19 protein-coding genes and 2 tRNA genes are annotated in these 20,832 nt (G+C 34.9%); 9 read left to right on the plus strand and 12 right to left on the minus strand.

Annotated elements, in window-relative coordinates:
- The first annotated feature begins 24 nt into the window (after positions 1 to 24).
- From gap to recA, 4 genes are all read left to right on the plus strand, one after another.
- A complete protein-coding gene (gene gap / locus PFY10_09905; protein WBV58761.1) occupies positions 25 to 1,029 on the plus strand; it encodes a type I glyceraldehyde-3-phosphate dehydrogenase in 1,005 nt (334 codons plus the stop codon).
- Positions 1,030 to 1,424: 395 nt separating this feature from the next.
- A complete protein-coding gene (locus PFY10_09910) occupies positions 1,425 to 2,204 on the plus strand; it encodes a LuxR C-terminal-related transcriptional regulator (GenBank protein ID WBV58762.1) in 780 nt (259 codons plus the stop codon).
- A gap of 96 nt (positions 2,205 to 2,300) precedes the next feature.
- Positions 2,301 to 3,497 carry an oxygenase MpaB family protein gene (locus tag PFY10_09915; protein WBV58763.1) on the plus strand — a complete coding sequence of 399 codons (1,197 nt, stop codon included), beginning with the start codon at positions 2,301 to 2,303 and terminating at the stop codon, positions 3,495 to 3,497.
- 165 nt (positions 3,498 to 3,662) lie between these two features.
- Positions 3,663 to 4,670 carry a recombinase RecA gene (gene recA / locus PFY10_09920; GenBank protein ID WBV58764.1) on the plus strand — a complete coding sequence of 336 codons (1,008 nt, stop codon included), beginning with the start codon at positions 3,663 to 3,665 and terminating at the stop codon, positions 4,668 to 4,670.
- A 270-nt stretch (positions 4,671 to 4,940) separates the two neighbouring features.
- Here recA and PFY10_09925 read toward each other — a convergent pair whose 3' ends face one another.
- The gene (locus tag PFY10_09925) at positions 4,941 to 7,838 is read right to left on the minus strand and encodes a prolyl oligopeptidase family serine peptidase (GenBank protein WBV58765.1); all 2,898 of its coding nucleotides are present in this window, start codon (positions 7,836 to 7,838) and stop codon (positions 4,941 to 4,943) included.
- A 156-nt stretch (positions 7,839 to 7,994) separates the two neighbouring features.
- Here PFY10_09925 and htpG point away from each other — a divergent pair, with 156 nt between their 5' ends.
- Positions 7,995 to 9,887 carry a molecular chaperone HtpG gene (htpG, locus tag PFY10_09930; GenBank protein WBV58766.1) on the plus strand — a complete coding sequence of 631 codons (1,893 nt, stop codon included), beginning with the start codon at positions 7,995 to 7,997 and terminating at the stop codon, positions 9,885 to 9,887.
- Between the two features lie 459 nt (positions 9,888 to 10,346).
- On the opposite strand, the gene PFY10_09935 is transcribed toward htpG, so the two are convergent.
- A complete protein-coding gene (locus tag PFY10_09935; protein WBV58767.1) occupies positions 10,347 to 11,042 on the minus strand; it encodes a hypothetical protein in 696 nt (231 codons plus the stop codon).
- A gap of 149 nt (positions 11,043 to 11,191) precedes the next feature.
- Between PFY10_09935 and PFY10_09940 the strand changes: the two genes are divergently transcribed.
- A complete protein-coding gene (locus PFY10_09940) occupies positions 11,192 to 11,572 on the plus strand; it encodes a helix-turn-helix transcriptional regulator (protein WBV58768.1) in 381 nt (126 codons plus the stop codon).
- A 3-nt stretch (positions 11,573 to 11,575) separates the two neighbouring features.
- Here the strand turns inward: PFY10_09940 and PFY10_09945 are convergent, their stop codons facing one another.
- Positions 11,576 to 11,872, minus strand: a complete 297-nt coding sequence (locus PFY10_09945) for an MGMT family protein (protein ID WBV58769.1) — start codon at positions 11,870 to 11,872, stop codon at positions 11,576 to 11,578.
- Between the two features lie 87 nt (positions 11,873 to 11,959).
- Between PFY10_09945 and PFY10_09950 the strand changes: the two genes are divergently transcribed.
- Positions 11,960 to 12,106: a hypothetical protein gene (locus PFY10_09950; GenBank protein WBV58770.1), complete on the plus strand. Its 147-nt coding sequence runs from the start codon at positions 11,960 to 11,962 to the stop codon at positions 12,104 to 12,106.
- 196 nt (positions 12,107 to 12,302) lie between these two features.
- On the opposite strand, the gene PFY10_09955 is transcribed toward PFY10_09950, so the two are convergent.
- Genes PFY10_09955 through PFY10_09970 form a run of 4 tightly spaced genes read right to left on the minus strand, consistent with a single transcriptional unit; the run spans position 12,303 to position 15,430 of the window.
- Positions 12,303 to 13,277: a deoxyhypusine synthase family protein gene (locus PFY10_09955; GenBank protein WBV58771.1), complete on the minus strand. Its 975-nt coding sequence runs from the start codon at positions 13,275 to 13,277 to the stop codon at positions 12,303 to 12,305.
- 27 nt (positions 13,278 to 13,304) lie between these two features.
- Complete coding sequence (locus tag PFY10_09960; GenBank protein WBV58772.1) at positions 13,305 to 13,952, minus strand: hypothetical protein; 648 nt, start codon at positions 13,950 to 13,952, stop codon at positions 13,305 to 13,307.
- Positions 13,953 to 13,998: 46 nt separating this feature from the next.
- A complete protein-coding gene (arfB, locus tag PFY10_09965) occupies positions 13,999 to 14,391 on the minus strand; it encodes an alternative ribosome rescue aminoacyl-tRNA hydrolase ArfB (GenBank protein ID WBV58773.1) in 393 nt (130 codons plus the stop codon).
- Between the two features lie 31 nt (positions 14,392 to 14,422).
- The gene (locus tag PFY10_09970) at positions 14,423 to 15,430 is read right to left on the minus strand and encodes an AMP-binding protein (GenBank protein ID WBV58774.1); all 1,008 of its coding nucleotides are present in this window, start codon (positions 15,428 to 15,430) and stop codon (positions 14,423 to 14,425) included.
- A 100-nt stretch (positions 15,431 to 15,530) separates the two neighbouring features.
- Here PFY10_09970 and PFY10_09975 point away from each other — a divergent pair.
- Together PFY10_09975 and PFY10_09980 are read left to right on the plus strand one after the other, a co-directional pair.
- Positions 15,531 to 15,601: transfer RNA gene (locus PFY10_09975), tRNA-Gln, on the plus strand.
- A 171-nt stretch (positions 15,602 to 15,772) separates the two neighbouring features.
- Positions 15,773 to 15,843 (plus strand) — tRNA-Gln (locus tag PFY10_09980).
- Positions 15,844 to 16,046: 203 nt separating this feature from the next.
- On the opposite strand, the gene PFY10_09985 is transcribed toward PFY10_09980, so the two are convergent.
- The 5 genes from PFY10_09985 to PFY10_10005 form a co-directional block, all read right to left on the minus strand.
- Positions 16,047 to 17,102, minus strand: coding sequence for an agmatine deiminase family protein (locus PFY10_09985; GenBank protein WBV58775.1), 1,056 nt, complete (start codon positions 17,100 to 17,102; stop codon positions 16,047 to 16,049).
- Positions 17,103 to 17,157: 55 nt separating this feature from the next.
- Positions 17,158 to 17,772: a hypothetical protein gene (locus PFY10_09990; GenBank protein ID WBV58776.1), complete on the minus strand. Its 615-nt coding sequence runs from the start codon at positions 17,770 to 17,772 to the stop codon at positions 17,158 to 17,160.
- Between the two features lie 101 nt (positions 17,773 to 17,873).
- Positions 17,874 to 18,677 (minus strand): AraC family transcriptional regulator, encoded by an 804-nt coding sequence (locus tag PFY10_09995; GenBank protein WBV58777.1) that lies wholly within the window; start codon positions 18,675 to 18,677, stop codon positions 17,874 to 17,876.
- Positions 18,678 to 18,829: 152 nt separating this feature from the next.
- Entirely contained in the window at positions 18,830 to 20,257 is a 1,428-nt protein-coding gene (locus PFY10_10000) for an amino acid permease (GenBank protein ID WBV58778.1), read from the minus strand.
- A gap of 114 nt (positions 20,258 to 20,371) precedes the next feature.
- Complete coding sequence (locus PFY10_10005) at positions 20,372 to 20,665, minus strand: helix-turn-helix transcriptional regulator (protein ID WBV58779.1); 294 nt, start codon at positions 20,663 to 20,665, stop codon at positions 20,372 to 20,374.
- Positions 20,666 to 20,832 lie beyond the last annotated feature (167 nt).

Genomic DNA, 20,832 nt, shown 5'->3' on the forward strand with positions numbered 1-20,832 from the left:
TATAATTGTAAAAATCAAAATATTATGTCAACAATTAAAGTAGGTATCAACGGGTTTGGTAGAATTGGACGTCTTGTTTTCAGAGCAATGACTGAAAGAGATAACATTGAGGTAGTAGGAATCAATGACCTTATCAATGCAGAATACATGGCTTACATGTTAAAATATGATTCTGTACACGGAATCTTTCCAGGAGAAGTATCTGTAGAAGGTAATGATCTTGTAGTAAATGGAAAGAAAATCAGAGTAACTGCTGAGAAAGATCCAAATAACCTGAAGTGGAATGAAATCGGAGCTGATTATATTGTAGAATCTACAGGTCTTTTCTTATCTAAAGATTCTGCTCAGGCTCACATTAATGCAGGTGCAAAAAAAGTAATCCTTTCTGCTCCTTCTAAAGATGATACTCCAATGTTCGTAATGGGTGTAAACCACAAAGAACTTACAGATGATATTAAAATCTTATCTAACGCTTCATGTACAACAAACTGTTTAGCGCCTTTAGCTAAAGTTATCCACGATAATTTTGGAATCGTTGAAGGTTTAATGACAACTGTTCACGCAACAACCGCTACTCAGAAAACTGTAGATGGTCCTTCAATGAAAGACTGGAGAGGAGGTAGAGCTGCATTGAATAATATTATTCCTTCTTCTACCGGTGCTGCTAAAGCTGTAGGAAAAGTAATTCCTTCATTGAACGGAAAACTTACAGGTATGTCTTTCAGAGTACCTACAGTAGACGTTTCTGTAGTTGACCTTACAGTAAGAATTGAAAAAGCTACTTCTTACGAAGAAATCTGCGCTACTATTAAGGCAGCTTCTGAAGGGGAACTAAAAGGAATCTTAGGATACACTGAAGATGCAGTTGTTTCTCAGGATTTCGTAGGTGATAAGAGAACTTCAATCTTCGACAAAGACGCAGGTATTATGCTTTCACCTAATTTCGTAAAGCTTGTTTCTTGGTATGACAACGAAATGGGTTATTCTAATAAATTAGTTGACATGCTTGTTCACGCTGCTTCTTTATAAGAATCAAACATTTAAAATAACACAAACCCCGCTCATGATGTGAGTGGGGTTTTTAGTTTACCATTTCCAAACAACTAATAAAGAAAGTATAAACCATTATTTTCCTGAAAACATTTCCTTTCCGTATTCAAACTTAAAATACAATTATTAAAAACCAAATAAAAACAAAATAATATATTATTTTATGCTTATTTTAGTTAAATAAATTAATGCATTTTACAAATAAAATTAATTACCATAACAGATAATCAAAATAAAATTTCTCAAACAGTTTTGAAAATCAAGTTTTCAGGGTTATTAGTTTATAACAAATTTTGCATTTTTTTCAACACAAAAAAATCCCCCTTTAGGGGTATTTTTAAGAAAATATTAACTATCTAAAAAAGACTATTTTCATGAAAGACGCTGAAAAAAAACATCCCTTGATTGAAGTTTGGGAAAGATATCCCGCTACAAGAAAGGAAAAAAAAGAAATACTGAAGACGCCCCCTATCGAACGTATCATTGGTGAGATGTTTGCAATCGGAGAATTTTATTATTATGTATTAAATCTTACAAACAGTACCCTCTCTCATCATCATGAAAATATTTTAAAATTACATGGTTTAAAAAAAAATCCTGAAAACCTTAAAGAAGTCATAGATCTCACACATCCTGAAGACATTCCTTTTGTAATAAAAGCGGAACAGGCCGTTGTATCTAAAATGATTGAAATTGGCCCGGAACATCATCTCTACTTAAAATCGAGTTACTGCTTCAGGATGAAAACTGCAAAAGGAAATTATGAGTTGTTCCATCACCAGGCTATTCCTACCCTAGAGGATGAAAATGGGAACCTCGTACAATCCATTAATATACATACCAACATTAATCATATAACAAAGCAAAATCCTTATACCGTCCTGATTTCAGGGATTGGCCCCAGAGCCGATTTTCACCAGATGACAATAGACAATCCCTCCTCATCAACCCATCAGACACTCGAAAATCTCACCAAAAGAGAGGTAGAGATCCTTTCTCTGATTGCAAAAGGATATTCGGGAACAGAAATATCCGAAATGCTTATTTTATCTCAGCATACTGTCCGTTCTCATCGAAAAAACATCCTTACAAAAACCAATTCAAGAAATGGTAAAGAGCTTTTGAAAAAGGCTTTTGAATGGGGCATTATATAACTATTATAAAAAGATATATTTGAAGTAAACATATACTCTCCATGCTGATAAATCTCACAGAGGTATTTCGGCGTAAAACTTGTACTTTTATAATTGATGGAAAGATCAATCGTACATCCCCGTTTTAAAAATTCACCTCATTTCAAAGATTTCTGGCAAAAGGGTAACGGAAAACTGCTTATTGAATTTTCCGGTGCAGAAGTGAGTTTCAGCGAATTTGAGCAATTTTCTCCCTATTATTATCACGTTGACGAAACCGGTGACCAGGTGGTAAAAGATGTCTATTTTACTAAAAAATTTCACGAAGCTACAAGGGAAATCGAGAAATACATCAGAAATGGAGTTTCTGAAAACGATCAGGTTCCGGACAGTGTTAAAAGACTTTTCAAAGAAGTTCAGAAAAAACCTGAATGGCTAAATGAAGAATTGCTGAAAAGTGGCGCTGAGCTTTGTATGCGAAGCGGACTAGATGCCCTCATCTCTCTTAGGGATTATTGCTTGATCGGAGGTTATGATTACTCCTACCTGAATAAACCCCTTATTGTAACAGAAGCATTGAAAAAAGGAGCCGTAAAACGTCTTTCTGAAACATTGGATTTCTGGGTGAATGTAACCCGTTACCATGCCCTGGATATTCATGCCAAAGGCTATGAATTTGCTATAAAAACACGTCTTATTCATTCATATGCAAGACTTTCGATCAAAAAGCATTATGCTGATTGGGATACGGAAAACTGGGGAGAACCTATCAACTCCTGGGATATGATGGCCACCTATATAGGTTTTAGTTTGGTTTTTCTTCACAGCTTAAAAAAACTGGGCAATAGCTTTTCAAATGAAGAGGAGCTTGGTATTTTTCACCTATGGAAATATGTCGGTTATTTGCTGGGCATTCCCGAACACCTCCTTCCTGATCATAAAAAACAGGCTACGGAATATTTTTACCTATGGTCATCCATCCAGCCTCCTTCGGATAAAGACTCTGTACTCCTTGCCCATTCATTACTCGATGAATCCCTGGAGAATCCTATATTAAAGTTCAGCTTTCAAAGAAGAAATCTACGGTATCTTCATATTTGCTGCACCTGGTTTTTACTGGACGATGAGGTTTGTAAGCGATTGAATATTCCTGATGTCTCCAATAAAAAAGTTTTCCCTCAGGTAAAAAAAGCAACTAATATTATATATAATACTTTAGTAGGACGAAAAGCAAGAATTGAAGCGGGTAATAAAAAACACCTTAAAGTTCTGGAAGACTATTTAAGAATAACATCGGGCTCCAACTTCCATTAAATTGATCTGCTTTTTTAGTTTGCTATTATTTCATTCATAATAAGATAGGCACTATTTTACCAAACAGAATTATTGTTTTTTTAACTTTAAAAAGACGCTTTGAAATTGAAAAATATTAGCTTTTGATTCCAAAATTATGTACTTTTGAGAAATTATTTTTTAGAAATGAGTAACATTGACGATAAGAAAAAAGCACTGGCTCTAGTGCTTGATAAATTAGATAAAACATACGGAAAAGGAACTGTAATGACTTTGGGAGATAATTCTGTTGATAATACAATAGAAGTTATTCCTTCCGGATCCTTAGGATTAGACATTGCATTGGGAGTAGGAGGATATCCAAGAGGAAGAATCATTGAGATTTATGGACCTGAATCTTCCGGTAAAACAACTTTAACACTTCACGCTATTGCAGAAGCTCAAAAAGCAGGTGGAATTGCAGCATTTATTGATGCAGAGCACGCTTTCGACAGAACTTATGCTGCAAAATTAGGAATAGATTTAGAAAACCTTATTATATCTCAACCGGACAATGGTGAACAAGCCCTGGAAATTGCGGACAACCTTATCCGTTCAGGAGCGATTGATATTGTAGTAATCGACTCAGTTGCCGCTCTTACTCCTAAAGCAGAAATTGAAGGAGAAATGGGTGATTCCAAAATGGGTCTGCATGCAAGATTAATGTCTCAGGCATTAAGAAAACTAACTGCAACAATTTCAAAAACAAAATGTACCGTAATTTTCATCAACCAGCTGAGAGAGAAAATTGGTGTAATGTTTGGAAACCCTGAAACGACAACCGGTGGTAATGCCTTGAAATTTTATGCTTCAGTAAGAGTAGATATCAGAAAGGCAAGTGCACCGATCAAAAATGGTGACGAAGCAATCGGAAGTCGTGTAAAAGTAAAGATTGTTAAAAATAAAGTAGCCCCTCCATTCAAACAAGCTGAATTTGACATCATGTACGGAGAAGGAGTTTCTAAAACAGGAGAAATTCTTGATCAGGCTGTAGAGCTAGGAGTGGTAAAGAAAAGCGGTTCATGGTTCAGCTATGATGAAACAAAATTAGGACAAGGCCGTGATGCGGTAAAAGACGTTCTTAAAGACAATCCTGAACTTTCTGAAGAACTGGAGAATAAAATTAAAGAAGAATTGAAAAATAAATCAAAATAATTTTTCAAATCAAAATCAATAACAAAGACAGCCTTCAAGCTGTCTTTTGTTTTTACTCTATTTCCTACCCTCACAAGTGAGAAATACTCTTTGGCGCGCCGGTATTTTTGTAAGATATTGATGAGATTTACTAAAAAAATCTTTTAATCTTTTAATCTTTTAATCTTTTAATCTTTTAATCTTTTAATCTTTTAATCTTTTAATCTTTTAATCTTTTAATCTTTTAATAAAAAAAATCGGCGGAACATTTCGTCCGCCGATTTTTTATCGTTAAGGTTTATCATCCGTCAGTTCAAAGCCCCAATCTTTTCCTTTTTGGGTTGCAGAGACTCCTTTTGTCATCCATACCGGAGCTTTAGCTCCTTTAAGATAATAATCAAAAAACTGCTGCTCGCGGATTTGTATATCTTTCCTGTTCTGTCGTTTTACAAGATTATGGTCGTCACCATTATAGTTAAGAAGCCAAACGGGTTTTCCCAGACGTCGTAATGCCGTAAACATTTCAATTCCCTGATACCATGGAACTGCTCCATCTTTATCATTACTCATAATGACTACCGGAGTTTTCACCTTATTAATCGTGAAAAGCGGTGAATTTTTAATGTAAAGATCTGGTGCCTCCCAAAGATTTTTCCCTAATCTGCTCTGTGATTTTTCATACTGAAACTGCCTGTTCATTCCTGAGGTCCATCTGATCCCTCCATATGCAGAGGTCATATTGACAACAGGAGCACCACTCCACGCAGCAGTATACATATCTGTGTGAGCAATAAGGTAAGCAACCTGATAACCGCCCCAGCTTTGTCCTTGGATTCCGATTTTAGTACCGTCTACCCATGAATTCTGCTTTAATTTTTCAACTCCGGAATTAATATATTCCATTGCGGATTCCCCCGGAAAACCATCGGTATATGAAATATCCGGTGTAAAAACCAAATATCCGTTGCTCACAAAGTAAGAAATATTTAATCTTGATGGTGTCGGAGCAGGAGCAACATAACGGTTCAGATTGTCCGAAAGCTTCTCATAGAAGTAAACAATCATAGGATATTTCTTGTTGGGATTGAAATCTTCAGGCTTGTACAAAACTCCTGTAGATGAATTGCCTTTTGGTGTTGTCCAGTTGACCAATTCATTCGTCCCCCAATTATAAAGAGCTTGCTGTGGGTTTGTATTGCTTAATTTTTGTTGTTCCAAGAAATCTGATGTTGCGAAAATATCAGGCGATTCTGTATAGGATTCTTTTACCAAAATATATTCTTCCGCATTTTTAGCTTTTTGAATGCTTCGATACCCCCAGACATTTTCCATTTGGATTTTTACAGGATCAGCGTCTGACTGAATGGTTGTTCTGAAAATTCCGTTTGCTTTGGATGTATTATCAAAAGCTGATAAATAAATGGAAGATTTCCGGTTCAGGCTTTTTACATCTTTATCTAAATCGTATGTGTCGAATGTTATTTTATGTTTGCGCCCGAAGCCATTCGTGATATTCCTTGGCTTTTTTGAGCCGTTCAGGAAGAATTCCCAAAGATCGTAGCGATCTCTTATAATTACAGATTCATCTTTATCCGTCCATGATGCGATACCATAAGAATTTGGAAAATCCGGCATATCAAATTCTTCATCAACAAAAGAAACCGGCAACCCGCTATTGAGAGGAAGAGTTTGTTTTGTTTTAATATTGTAACTCAACCACATTCCTTTTTCTTTGTTGAAAATCACAAGAAATTTTCCAAGCGGAGATATGGCAACTGCCCCGTCAAGATTTTTTATAATTTCTGTTCTTTCGCCCGTCTTATTATCAATCAGAAAATAGGTTTTCTTTGTAGAGCCTTCCCATTGAGAGGAAATACGGTTATTGATACTGGTAATCCCTAATGCAAATTCAGCATTTCCTTCGTTCACCAATCTTAAAGTATCTAAATCTTCTCCATCAATATTTCTGAAGAAACCAGGCTTTTCTGTCTGCATTACTGCGGCATAGGATTTCTTCAGATCGTTTTTTAATTCTTTTAACTGTACCGTCTGAAGATAATCATCTTTATAATTCCAGATGTCCACAACAGCATGATCGTTGGCAATCATCGCAGTATCTTTTGCAACAGGTTTTGGCGCAACACCGAAATACAATTGTTTTCCGTTTTTGCTGAATAAAGGCAACCTGTTTTCAGAAACTACCCAATTCTTTTTCATCTGTACATTTTCATTGGTTATAATCTCCTTCTTATTTCCTTTAAAATTAAAGTAATACAGCTGATATAATTTCACCAGGTCATTTTGTGCAGAAGCAGTTCCCACAAATGCCAGTTGGTCTCCTTCTTCATCGAAAGACAACTGTGAAAAATCGCCCTCCATTTCTGAAACCTTAGATACAGTCCCTTTTTGCAGATCAACTATCTGTACGGTTTGAAATGCATACTTCTTTGGCTTTGATTTGTCAGTTTCTTTTTTATCTGCAGATTTTTCACTCTCAGAATCCTTATCTTCTTTTTTCTCTTTTTTAGCCTTTTCTTCCGGCTTTTTAGTTACAAAAACCAGTTGTCTTCCGTTTTTACTGAACTCATAACGCACTACATTATCATATGTTGTACTTTTTCCATCCAATAAATTCCGTACCACCAATTGTAATGGTTTTACATTTTTATCTTCATCATTATTTTCATCTCCATCTTCTTTATCAGAAGCATCATCCGAGGATTTATCTTTTGTATTTTCCAAAAGGTATGCAACAAAAGAACCTGCTTTTTCAGGAACTTTAAATGATTTCACATTAGGAATTTTCTCAGTTTTATCATTGAAAAAATCAACTATTGCAAGACTATCTTTCGTTAATTTATTTTTTTTCAGCTTTTTATCTTTTACCGCCTTTATATCTTTATACTGCGGACGGATTTGAAAAACAGCAAACCTGGAATCATTGGTAAAATCCAATTTTGTTGCTCTTGCAAACTTCTTTGAGGTTTTATTTTTAACTGAGTGCAGAAAAAGGTTAGAATTTCCTTCCTGAGCATCTACGGAATAGGCAATCCATTTTCCATCATTTGAGATTTTTTTTGTCCCGATATTTTGCCAGCTGTCGTAAACGGAATGATCTAGAGGTTTTTTCTGTCCATACATAAAACAGGTCATGATGAGCAGAATAAAAACTGTACATTTCAACTTCATTTTTTTAATAATTTTAGAGATTTAAAAGTAAGATATTTCTTTGACAAAATTACATGAAATTCCTGTTTCATTATAAGTTCAAGAGTGTCATTCTGTCACTTTCTTCCTCATGGTATTTTTTTTGAGAAGAATTATGCAAATCAAAACTAAATTATTATGACTAAAGGAAATATTAATGTTTCTGTGGAAAATATTTTTCCACTTATCAAGAAATTTCTTTACAGTGATCACGAAATATTTTTAAGAGAATTAATTTCCAATGCCACTGATGCTACTCTAAAATTAAAACACTTAACAAGCATTGGTGAAGCTAAGGTGGAATATGGAAATCCTAAACTTGAAGTAAAAATCAATAAGGAAGAAAAGACTCTTCATATTATTGATCAGGGGATAGGAATGACGGCCGAAGAAGTCGAAAAGTATATTAATCAGGTGGCTTTTTCAGGTGCCGAAGAATTCTTGGAAAAATATAAAGACAGTGCAAAAGATTCAGGAATTATCGGACATTTCGGTCTTGGATTCTACTCTGCTTTCATGGTTGCTGAGAAGGTAGAGATCCTTACAAAATCTTACCGTGATGAACCTGCTGTTCGTTGGATATGTGACGGAAGCCCTGAATTTACACTTGAAGAAACTACAGATAAAACTGAAAGAGGAACCGAAATTATTCTTCATATCGCAGAAGATTCAACCGAATTTCTGGAGGAATCAAAAATCCGCGAGTTACTATTAAAGTATAATAAATTCATGCCTGTTCCGATTAAGTTTGGAACAAAGACCCACACTCTTCCATTACCCGAAGGTGCTCCGGAAGATGCTGTTGCTGAAACAGAGGAAGTGGACAATATCATCAACAACCCGAATCCGGCATGGACAATTGCTCCTACTGATCTCACGAAAGAGGATTATGTAAAGTTCTACCACGAATTGTATCCAATGCAATTTGAAGAACCTTTATTCAATATTCACCTGAATGTTGATTATCCTTTCAATCTGACAGGGATATTATTTTTCCCAAAGCTGGCTAACAACCTTAATATTGAAAAAGATAAAATCCAGCTGTATCAGAATCAGGTATTTGTTACCGATGAAGTAAAAGGAATTGTTCCGGACTTCTTAATGCTTCTTCGTGGTGTCATTGATTCTCCTGATATTCCATTGAATGTTTCACGTTCTTATCTGCAGGCTGACGGTGCTGTAAAAAAGATTTCTTCTTATATTACTAAAAAAGTAGCAGATAAAATGGCTTCCCTTATCAATGAAAGCCGTGAAGACTATGAGAAAAAATGGAATGATATCAAGATCGTAATTGAATACGGAATGATCTCTGAAGAGAAATTCTATGAAAAATCCGATAAGTTTTCTTTATACCCTACAGTTGATGGAACTTACTTCCTATGGAATGAATTGACTGAAAAAATCAAACCTGCACAAACTGATAAAGATGGTAACCTGATCATTCTTTATGCTTCCAACGCAGATGAGCAACATAGCTACATCCAGTCTGCAAAAGATAAAGGATACGAAGTGCTTCTTTTAGATTCTCCTATTGTACCTCACCTTATTCAAAAGCTGGAAAGTACTAAAGAAAAGGTTTCATTTGTGAGAGTAGATGCGGATCACGTTAACAATCTGATCAAAAAAGATGAACCTGTAATCTCCAAGCTTAATGATTCTGAAAAGGAATCATTGAAAAAGAATGTAGAGGAAACCATCAGTGATGCAAAATTCACGGTTCAGCTGGAAGACTTAGACAGTACGGATGCTCCTTTTACGATTACGCAGCCTGAGTTTATGCGAAGAATGAAAGATATGCAGGCAACAGGCGGAGGTGGAATGTTTGGAATGGGAGGCTTCCCTGAAATGTATAATCTGGTAGTAAACTCTAACAGTGAATTCGCTGGTCAAATCTTAAAAACAGAAAACCAGGAAGAGAAAGCAAGCCTGATTAAATACGCTTTAGATCTTGCAAAACTTTCTCAGAATTTATTGAAAGGAAAGGATCTTACAGATTTCATCCAAAGAAGCTACAAGCAGCTTGAAAAATAAAATAACAAAAGCGATACAGATAATCTGTATCGCTTTTTTCTTATAAGACTATTCTATGATAATTCGTCTAAATCCTAGTTAGTTCTTAGAAAACTAAGCTTCATCCTTGATCGCTTATTCTATACCATTTTTATTTTCTGATCGGTTCGATTTCAAGATTGCCAGAACAAGCATTATCATCAAAAGAATTACCTGAACAAAAAAGTACCTATCTTCCTTATCAAATAATTGAATAGTTGAAATAACTATTAAAAAAGTATAAGCAATAACAGCATTTTTATTACGTTCCCTCCAGGCTGAAATAATAAGGGTAAAGAAAATTATAAAAGAGATACATTCAAAAATGATACGCCATACACTATCCCTTGTAACTAGTGGAGTAAGTATTAGCATAACTACTACTATTATTATAATATACTTATTAAGTTTCATATTTTATTTCTATATTCTAAAAAAATCTTATCGTATTCCTCCGCTTCTTACACAGCTTCTATAGTCAGTTTCAGCATCGGAATTACATACTATCATATGCGTGGTGGCCATACCTCCTGCGATAACTCCACCAACTCCACCAGTAAAAACACCAACCAAAACTGAGCCTCCAATTTCTATGGCATAATTTCTCATACATCGATTACCTGCAGTTACAAATGCTGATTGGCAATTCCTTCTACGATCGGCAGTATCAGTAGTTTCTTTATAATTCAATTGCAAATCTACCTCATTTGTCAGCATTCTTGTTCTTTCTTCTTCTGTATATTTTGAATAAAAATCAGCATTAGATTCTCTGAAGGCTAAACTATTATCATTCATTTTCTCATAAAGAGAAATCAACTCCCTGCTTCTTCCAATTTTTGCAGAATTATAAAGACTTTCAAGTTCTTCTACGGTCTTAACCCTATCAATTCCCGACTGAATCAGTGAAAAATCTGCGTCTTTTTCATTATCCAACAGATTCTTGATTTCCGACTGAATGCTGAGCTGGGTAGATACATAATCTGATAAAGTTCCGGAATCTGATCTCGCAGTTCTTAAAACATTTTTTTGAATTGTCTTTGTGCTGGAATTCTGTCCCGTTGATAAATCTTCGTTTGAAGAACATGCCTGAAAAATCAGCAGGAACAGCACTCCTGCCATAAGTAATTTTTTTCTCATTGTGTTGTTTTTTTTATTTGTTGTACTCCAAAACTATAAAAGTCAAAACATTCAAAATGCATAATCCTGTTGCAGATTTTTTGCATTTTTCATGTACAACACAGATACAAATTTGTGTGATTTTTTGCATATTTGTATAAAAATGCGAGATGCAAAAAGAAAAGCTACGATCAATCAGAAAGAAAAAGGGATATACTCAGCAACAAATTGCTGATATCATTGCTACGGATGTTTCCAATTACAGCAGAAAAGAAAGTGGAGACGTAAAAATCGTAAGGGCTGAATGGGAAAAGATTGCTAATTTCCTCGATGTTACTATGGAAGACATTTATGAAGAAGATGACGCCCAAATTGTTGTCAATAATGATCATCCTGTATTTAACGACAGTTCTGCATCGGGAGTGTATCAATATAACAACAATACGATTCCACTTTCCATTGTTGAAAACCTTCAGGAATATATTTCTTTATTAAAAGCCGAGAACCAGAAATTACAGGCAGAAATAAAAACCCTGAAAGCAAGAAAGTAAATTCTACAATTCACTTAAAGGATCCCAAAAAAGTTTCTTGAAATTTTTAATTCTAAAATTTTCAACCACAATACCCTCTGCTTCCAGCTTAGGCTGAAATTCTTTTACAGATAAAACTCCGGAACTGGAAATTACCCTATGGGCAGGAACATCTTTTGGACATCCACCCATAGCCTTTCCAACATGACGTGAATGATTGGGATATCCTACTGCTTTGGCAATGGCTCCATAAGAAGATACTCGCCCTTTGGGAATAAGCTTTGTAATTTCATAAACCTGTTGTTTAAAAATTTCGTCCATACACGATCATTTATATTGGTTAAAATAATTGCATCATTTTTGAATGATAATAATTTCAATGATGTTTCTCATTAAAATTATAAAGTTATGAAAAAATCATTTTTCCGCATTCTGAATGCGATCAATAAAAAGATCTTACCCAAATTAAGTGATAAGGATCCTTCTTCACTAACGAAGTTACAAAAAGGAATTCTTGCATACCGTTATTTTGTGCTTATAAATTCTATGGATTAAATTCTATAAAAAGGAAGCTTTAATATTTTGTTAAGCCCGATATGACCAATCAATTTCTGAAGCCTCGGAACTTTTGATGATTTTAGCTATTTTAGAATATCATGAGAATTTTTTCAACATCTAAAAAATAAAAAACGCTCCATAATATGAAGCGTTTTTCTTATTTTATGATCCAGGATATCCCGGAAATTTCATCTTAAGAATTCTCAAGAATATAGGAGAACATTAATGGTGCACAGATCGTTGCATCACTTTCAACGATGAACTTAGGTGTTGTAATATCCAGTTTACCCCAAGTGATCTTCTCATTTGGAACTGCTCCGGAATATGAACCGTACGATGTTGTAGAATCGGAAATCTGGCAGAAATAAGACCAAAACGGCACATCATGCATCTCCATATCCTGATATAGCATCGGTACTACACAAATCGGGAAATCTCCTGCAATTCCTCCTCCAATCTGAAAGAATCCTACACCTTTCCCTCCTGAATTTTTAGTATACCAATCAGCAAGATACATCATGTATTCAATTCCTGATTTCATTGTTGTTGCTTTAAGCTCTCCTTTAATACAGTAGGATGCAAAAATATTTCCCATTGTGGAATCTTCCCATCCCGGAACAACAATCGGAAGATTTTTTTCTGCAGCAGCAATCATCCATGAGTTTTCTCTCGGAATCTCATAATACTGTTCCAAAACTCCAGAAAGGATCATTTTGTACATATATTCATGCGGGAAGTATCTTTCTCCTTTAGCGTCAGCGTCTTTCCAAATCTCCACAATATGCTTCTGTAACCTTCTGAATGCTTCTTCTTCAGGGATACATGTATCTGTAACTCTGTTTAATCCTCTTTCCAATAAGTCCCATTCTTCCTGTGGCGTAAGATCTCTGTAATGCGGAACTCTTTCATAATGAGAATGCGCAACCAGGTTCATTAAGTCTTCTTCCAGGTTTGCTCCGGTACAAGAAATAAAGTCTACTTTATCCTGACGGATCATCTCAGCAAGAATCTTTCCTAATTCAGCAGTAGACATTGCTCCCGCTAAAGTTATCATCATTTTTCCGCCATCTTTAAGATGCGCAACATAACCTTTTGATGCATCCACCAATGCAGCTGCATTGAAGTGCAGGTAATATTTCTCTATAAATTCAGAAATTGGCTTGTTCATTTATTTTGATTTTTGCAAAGATAAAACTTAAAATCGGAATGTAGCGGCAGCACTCAGAGAAAGTCTTGTTAATCCTTCCTTTTGATCATCCTCCAGCTTAAAAGATTTTCCGTTAATTGTCATTTTGCTTAATGTACCGGCTGTAAGACCGATTTTAGGACCAATAAAAAAGTTATTCAAGACTGCATATTGGTAAGCAAAATTAGCTTCCAATCCCAAATTTGAACCCGTTCCTTTAACGCTACCGGTTTTTGTTGTATAGGTAATAGCTCCCAGTGCAACATCATAATAGAATTTATGTTTAAACTCATCGTTAAAGTTAGAATACATAAATGCTGGTCCAAAGAAATTGATATTATCTTTGGTGCTAACATATCCTGAAATAGTTTGCCCATTATTATCTCTTACGGTAATTCTTCCATCACTGGATGCACTGTAATTGGAATATTTTAATCCTAAATGTATATTCCCCTTCACATTATAATAAGCAGAAACATCAAAATTCATCCCGCTTTTTAATCCTTTAATGTAGTTTCTTGTATCCCCTGAAATATTCGATGGAGTTTTCGCTACCCTCCATGCATAACCCACGGATGGAATGATTGAAAATTTTTGTTGTGCCATGGACATAGCAGTAATTGAAAACATCCCTAAAAGTGTAATTTTTTTTATCATTTGTTTTAAATTTCGGCAAAAATAACATTTTTTCCGAAGTGCACAATCAGAATTTAAAACGTCTGTTTTCCTTTTTGTCTGAGAGTTTCTTTTTATTATCAAGCCTTTTCTGCTTTTGACCTTTGGAAGGTTTGGTTGCGAGTCTTTTCTTAGGAATTATTAAAGCTTTATTTACAATTTCTATAATTTTTTCAACTGCTTTATTTTTATTCATCAATTGAGTTCTACTCTCAGAAACCGTCAAAAACATCAAGCCTTCTGCATTGATTCTGTTTTTTAATTTATGTTGAATTAAAACTTTTTCATCTTCAGTAAAAAACTCAGATCCGTTTACATTCCAAAGTACGGTGACAGATGTTTCCACCTTATTTACATTCTGACCTCCCGCTCCACTGCTCCTGGAAGTTCTATAGCTTAGTTCTTTTGAAAAATCTTTCATGGTTTTGAAACAAGGGTTACAGATAAAAATTTCACGACAGCATTTTCATTAATTCTAGCCGGTTCACCTTACCATTCGGAGTCCTCGGTACTTCGTCCACAAAAATAATTTCTTTAGGTTTATGAAAGTTTTTTTCAAATGGTATTTGTGAAATCCTCTCAATCAATTTTTCCGAACGTTGCCCTTCGATAACCAATACTAATCTCTGGCCTAAAATTTCATCTTTTAATCCTAAAAATACAGCTTCGTTTGCAATTTCTTTTTTGACCAATCCTTCCAGTTCTTCAGGAAAAATTTTAGCCCCTCCGGAATTAATTACATTATCAATACGTCCTAAAAATCTGAACTGATTATAATTTTTAATTTCAACTAAGTCATTAGTTTGAAGGACCTCACTGTTGACATCCGGAGCAAATATTCGGAGACATCCTCGATCATCTTTAGAGATTTCAACATGTTCAAAAGCGGTAAAGTAATCTTCAGCCTTTGGCGACAGTTGCTTTAAGGCAATATGGGATAAAGTTTCTGACATTCCATAGGTTTCAAATATGTTTGTATTGAGGTGTGATATCCTTTTTTTCAGGCTCTCTGAAACGGATGCTCCACCAATGATCAGGTTCTTTATAAGGTGAAGTTTATCCACAGAGTTTTCCACCTGTAGAGGAGTCATTGCACAAAAATCTATTTCTGCAGTAATTTCTTCAAGTGGCTGTAAAGATGGTTCTTCCACAAGCAGCTTCATCTTTCTCTCAAAGGAGCGAACTACCATCATCTTACCTGAGATATATTCTACAGGTAAACAGAGCAAAGCCGTATCTCCTTCTTTTAACTGTAAAAAGTTACACGTCATAACTGCTGAATTCATCATTTTCCTTTTTTCAATTTCAAAAACTTTAGGCGCTCCTGTTGATCCTGAAGTTTGGACATCAACTGTTTCCGAACCGGAAGTCCATTTTTCCAAAAAAAGAATGACTTTTTTTTCGAATTCCGTATGTGGATATAAGTTATTAATTTTGAGATTATTGAAATCTATCACCATGTTTTCCGCAAATAAAATGTGATGTAAATGTAAAAAAAAGTTTAAAAAGTTCTTGTATGTAGAGAAAAAAGCTTTAAATTTGCACCACTAAAAACAACACAGACCCATGGTGTAGCGGTAACACTACTGATTTTGGTTCAGTCATCTGGGGTTCGAATCCCTGTGGGTCTACAACCACTCTTTCTTAAGAGTGGTTTTTTTATTATATATGTTTAAAATCCCATTAATAAAATACTAGTACACAACTACTTATTATTTCAGGATGTATTAAAATGATTTTTTTATGCCAGATTTTTGTGTATCAAGAAAAAATTTATAAATTTGCACCACAAAAAATAACACAGACCCATGGTGTAGCGGTAACACTACTGATTTTGGTTCAGTCATCTGGGGTTCGAATCCCTGTGGGTCTACAAGCCACTCTTTTTAAGAGTGGCTTTTGTTTTTCTATTATTGATCAAAATTTTTGGATAACAAACGTAACATATCCATCAAACAGCCATACTCTTAGATAAAGTTTAATTTACCACTTAATATTGTCTGAAAAGCACAAAGAGACTTTAAATAAATACCCCTGATCTAATAGATCAGGGGTATTTATTTAATATTATTATCATTATTTAGCCAATTCTCCGGCAGGTTGTTGTTGGGTTACACAATGTACCATCCCACCATTTTCATATAGGTTTCTAACATCAATTCCAATCACTTTTCTAGTAGGATAATGATCCTGAATAATTTTGTTTGCTACTTTATCATTGGGGTCACCATAATTTGGAACGAGAACAATTTTATTGGCCACGTAATAGTTTACATACGAGCCCTTTTCATCCAGTTGTTTACCATAAGCTGTTTTCACCTTGTTTTTTGTAGCAGGCACATAAACTTTTTTATATTCTTTTCCCTCCACGTTTGTGGCAGTATACAATGTATTGATATCTTTATCCGACAGCCCCATTTCTGCAAGATCCTCTTCATCCATCGTAATCATGGTATCCTTGTCTATAAACTTCATAAATCCATCAATGTGCATATCAGTAACATCCAGTCCTGTAACGCCATCCAACCAAATCACCTTTGATACTCCATAATAGGTTTTAAACATTTCCTCAGCCTCCTGCTGTGTTATCCCTTTTGTCCTTACCGAACCTTTTTTCTGGCTGATCACGGAACTTTTACATGCCATTAAAACCCCATTTCCATCAGTTTCTATTGCACCTCCCTCATTTACCATTTCTTCATTCAGATCTATAACCTTTGCCCCGATGTCTTTTCCGATACGTTGTGGAATTTCATCACAATTTTCAAAATCAAATTTTTCTCCCCAACCATTAAATCCCCAATCTTCGATCAGGAGGTGTCCTTTATTATCTTTCACGAAAATAGGTCCATTATCCCTGATCCATACATCATCTGTAGGATAGATCTTAAAATCAATATTTTTCATCGGTATGGCATTCTCCTCTAAAATATGTAAAATCCTTTTCTTCTCTACCTCATCATAAGCAATAATATGGACCTTCTCATTAACCTGTAAAGCTTTGGTCATATCCATCCATGTCTGCTCGACCCTTTCCCTGTAAGCCTTACCATGCTGGTGATGATGTGGCCACTGTAGCCATGTTCCTTCGTGAAGGGATGACTCTTCCGGGAAATAATACGTTTGTGACATACAAAACACTGAGTTTAATGTTAAAAAAAATGCAAAAAATTTATTATTCATATTATTAAAATTTCTTTCCTATAAATATTCCAAAGTCAATTGTGGTTTCAAAATTATTTCCGGTCTGAGAAACGGTACTTCCGATTCCGAACTGCATCTTCTTTTGGGTTTCTATTCCCAATCTGATGACCTGATTACTCATCTGATGCTCCTTAAAGCTAAAATCAGAATCTATAATCAACATACTATACAGGCTAAACCGCTCATTAATCCTGGGTGTATATTCCATTAATGTATAAAGCCCGAATCCCATTTTTTTCCCATCGAAAGAATAAGTCAGCGCCGGATATAAATTAATTCCAAAATCTCCTTTCTCTTTAATAAAGGCAAATCCAAGCGAAGGCATTACATCTTCAGCAGATACATGAACTCCCCCTGAAATTCCCCAGTTTCTTCCTATATAATAATTAAGATTCTGATATAACTCTGCATTCCATTTCTTTGACTCATATTCGTAGGAAACTGTACCTGAAGCGAAATAATTCCATTTTGTCATAAAATCCTTATCAAAAATCCCTAAAACTTCTGTTTCCTTGATACCTGCATAACCTTGTACTGAAATTTGAGCTGTTGCTCCATATGAAAACAGAAAAGCTACGGGAAATACTATTTTTTTCATCATTATTGTTTTCTAAAGTCTTTACTTATAAATCATCTTTGTTATTGATGGCTGCAAAATTATATCGTCAAAAAACAAAAAATTGTCCTAAAAGGACAACCTCATGAATACAACGGAAAATAAATGTGTGTAATAATTTCTCCTGTTGGGGACTGTGTATATTCTTCTATAACATCGGAATTATCCAGCATAAACAAAGACTCCGTCAGCCAAAATCTATAAAAAATCCTGTACGTTTCCAGAATACTATCAAAGCTTCCGTAATGGGTAAATTTGATATACTTGCCTCCAAAAATTTCTTTCTTTTGAAATCCCGATGTCCCGGAAGAAATATGTGTTATACCTGCTCCGTATCTGCAGTGAGGCACGCTCGTAATAAGGGGCTGATCCCGAATAATCCCATAGGCAGAATCAGAAATTTCATTTTCATTCTCAATACTTTCCCACAGATCATTAATTTCCTGATTATTATAATCTTCAGCTTTAATAAACCTACAGTATATAGAAACCGGATCTTTATATTTTATTTCATATGGCAGATTTCCTTGGGTATTATCAATAAACTGACTAAACATTTCCTGTTTATTTTTCCTGGCTACTGCCGGTGAAATATGATATTGTTGTTTAAAAGCTTTAGAAAAGGATTGAATATTAAAATAACCAATTTGCCAGGCAATGTCAGAAATTGTATCGGTTGTATATATTAGTTTTTTATAAGCATTCTCAAGGCGGAGCCGTTTTTGAAATCCGGAAATGGTTTCATTAAAAATCCTAAAAAAGATCCTTTGGAAATTCCTATAGGAATAATGAGACATGCTCTCTATTTCATAAGCCGTGATTTCTCTGTCAAAGTTTTCCTCAATGAGGTCCACAATCTTTTGTATTTCACCAAAATGAGTATGCATGAATGTATTTTATAATTCACATGGATTTTGCAGTTTATACAAAATGCCAGCCACATATGAATTAATAACCCTATGAATTTACTAAAAAACATCTTCACAAAAAAAGGACAGATAAATATCCATCCTTTTTTATATTATTCTCTGTAAAAAAGCTAGCTGTTTTTAGGCTTGTACAATTTAAACAGTATGAAGAGGAAAATCAACCACACCGGGATCAGGATAACCTGAATCTCCATTCCTGTAATGCTCATTAAAACTAAAATAGCCAACAGGAAAAAGATGCATATGTAATTCGATACAGGATAAAATATAGAAGGAAATTTGGTTTTTGTTCCTGATTTATTTTTCTCCGTTCTGAATTTTAAATGGGTATAACATATCATGAGCCAGTTGATGATAAGAGTGGAAACTACTAAGGCCATCAGATATTCAAATGCTTTTTCCGGAACCAGCTTATTGATGATAATACAGATCCCAGCAAAACATGAGGAAACAAGGATTGCATTGGTAGGCACGCTATTCTTATTTAATTTTGTAAGAAATTTGGGTGCATTTCCTTGTTGCGCTAATCCAAAAAGCATTCTGCTGTTACTGTAAACACTGCTGTTATAAACTGATAAAGCTGCGGTTAAAACAATCAGATTAAGAATATTTGCTATGAGAACATTAAAGTGTATTACTTTTCCAAAGATGGTAAATGCAAATCCATTCAGATTTTGGAAAACCATGACAAACGGGCTTGTTCCTTCTGTAATCTCTCTCCATGGACTTAGTGAAAAGAGAATAACCAATGCCCCCACATAGAAAATTAAAATTCTGTAAATAACCTGATTGGTAGCTTTAGGAATCGTTTTTTCCGGACTTTTAGCTTCTGCAGCAGTAATTCCAATTAATTCCAATCCTCCAAAGGAAAACATGATCATGGCCATTGCCGCAAAAAGTCCGGAATATCCATTTTCTGTTTTATTAAAAAAACCTTTTGGAAAAAATCCTCCGTCATTCCACAGATTTGAAATACTTGCCTTATCCCCTCCGGTACCACTAATCAATAAGTAAATACCAAAAACAATCATTCCTATAATTGCAACTACCTTTATAATAGAAAACCAGAATTCAGTTTCTCCGTACACTTTTACAGAGGCAAGGTTTAACGCATTAATGACGATAAAAAAGAACAAACTGGAAACCCAGAGCGGAATTTCAGGCCACCAAAAATGGATATAATGTCCGATGGCTGTAAGTTCTGCCATACTCACCAGAATATAGAGAATCCAATAGTTCCAGCCTGAAGCAAACCCCGGAAAATTTCCCCAATATTTGTATGCAAAATGACTAAAGCTTCCGGACACAGGTTCCTGAACTACCATTTCACCAAGTTGGCGCATAATAAAAAATGCAATGATCCCTGCTAATGCATACCCTAAGATAACGGAAGGGCCGGCTAAAACAGCTGCAGGACCAATACCGAGAAAGAGACCGGTACCTATAGCTCCACCGAGAGCAATTAATTGAATATGTCTGTTGGTTAATCCCCTAACCAGATTCCCATCATTAGGTCCGGTTTTTTGTTCGTTGTTCATACAATGAATTAAGCCCTAAATATATAAAACTTTAAGAAATTTGCTTCTATAAAGCAGCATGAACATTCAAATCATTCAGTTTTAAAGAATTAAAAAGTAAAATACTCTGTTTTCTTACAGATATTCTTCCGGAACCGAAATATTATTCTTTTTCATATATTCCAAAAGAGACTGGTATTTGTCTTCATAATCATCCATTCCGCATTTATGTGAAATGCTGCAGATATCCGAAGGCTTAATTTCCAGAATCTGCGAGATTTTATTTAAGATATCCAGATTGATCTTCACTTTAGAATTCTCAATATCCGAATAAGCCTTTTGTGAAATCCCCATTTCAAAAGCCATATACTCCTGTGTCAAATCTTTAGTTCGTCTGATTTTCCTGATGTTCTGACCGCATACTTTCATTGTATTTGTTTTAGTAGTTTTTGGTATAGTTTAGAAGGATATCTACTAGCCTCTAACAAAGTTAATAAATACCTTTGGCAAAACATTATACACGTTACATGATATTTATTTCTTAATGGAATTTAGCTTCACAATTAAAAGCTGATCACTTATTAATGATAAATATT

Origin of the sequence: Chryseobacterium daecheongense (assembly GCA_027920525.1) — a bacterium.
In the GTDB taxonomy this organism is placed as follows: Bacteria; Bacteroidota; Bacteroidia; order Flavobacteriales; family Weeksellaceae; genus Chryseobacterium; species Chryseobacterium proteolyticum.

Coding starts and splice junctions, on each gene's coding strand:
- PFY10_09985 (WBV58775.1), bottom strand. CDS start 17,102: ATGTCACAAACGTATTATTTCCCGGAAGAGTCATCCCTTCACGAAGGA.
- PFY10_09995 (WBV58777.1), bottom strand. CDS start 18,677: ATGCATACTCATTTTGGTGAAATACAAAAGATTGTGGACCTCATTGAG.
- PFY10_09960 (WBV58772.1), bottom strand. CDS start 13,952: ATGATAAAAAAAATTACACTTTTAGGGATGTTTTCAATTACTGCTATG.
- PFY10_09915 (WBV58763.1), top strand. CDS start 2,301: ATGGAAAGATCAATCGTACATCCCCGTTTTAAAAATTCACCTCATTTC.
- gap (WBV58761.1), top strand. CDS start 25: ATGTCAACAATTAAAGTAGGTATCAACGGGTTTGGTAGAATTGGACGT.
- PFY10_09910 (WBV58762.1), top strand. CDS start 1,425: ATGAAAGACGCTGAAAAAAAACATCCCTTGATTGAAGTTTGGGAAAGA.
- arfB (WBV58773.1), bottom strand. CDS start 14,391: ATGAAAGATTTTTCAAAAGAACTAAGCTATAGAACTTCCAGGAGCAGT.
- PFY10_09935 (WBV58767.1), bottom strand. CDS start 11,042: ATGAGAAAAAAATTACTTATGGCAGGAGTGCTGTTCCTGCTGATTTTT.
- htpG (WBV58766.1), top strand. CDS start 7,995: ATGACTAAAGGAAATATTAATGTTTCTGTGGAAAATATTTTTCCACTT.
- PFY10_10000 (WBV58778.1), bottom strand. CDS start 20,257: ATGAACAACGAACAAAAAACCGGACCTAATGATGGGAATCTGGTTAGG.
- PFY10_09925 (WBV58765.1), bottom strand. CDS start 7,838: ATGAAGTTGAAATGTACAGTTTTTATTCTGCTCATCATGACCTGTTTT.
- PFY10_10005 (WBV58779.1), bottom strand. CDS start 20,665: ATGAAAGTATGCGGTCAGAACATCAGGAAAATCAGACGAACTAAAGAT.
- PFY10_09990 (WBV58776.1), bottom strand. CDS start 17,772: ATGAAAAAAATAGTATTTCCCGTAGCTTTTCTGTTTTCATATGGAGCA.
- PFY10_09945 (WBV58769.1), bottom strand. CDS start 11,872: ATGGACGAAATTTTTAAACAACAGGTTTATGAAATTACAAAGCTTATT.
- PFY10_09950 (WBV58770.1), top strand. CDS start 11,960: ATGAAAAAATCATTTTTCCGCATTCTGAATGCGATCAATAAAAAGATC.
- recA (WBV58764.1), top strand. CDS start 3,663: ATGAGTAACATTGACGATAAGAAAAAAGCACTGGCTCTAGTGCTTGAT.
- PFY10_09940 (WBV58768.1), top strand. CDS start 11,192: ATGCAAAAAGAAAAGCTACGATCAATCAGAAAGAAAAAGGGATATACT.
- PFY10_09955 (WBV58771.1), bottom strand. CDS start 13,277: ATGAACAAGCCAATTTCTGAATTTATAGAGAAATATTACCTGCACTTC.
- PFY10_09970 (WBV58774.1), bottom strand. CDS start 15,430: ATGGTGATAGATTTCAATAATCTCAAAATTAATAACTTATATCCACAT.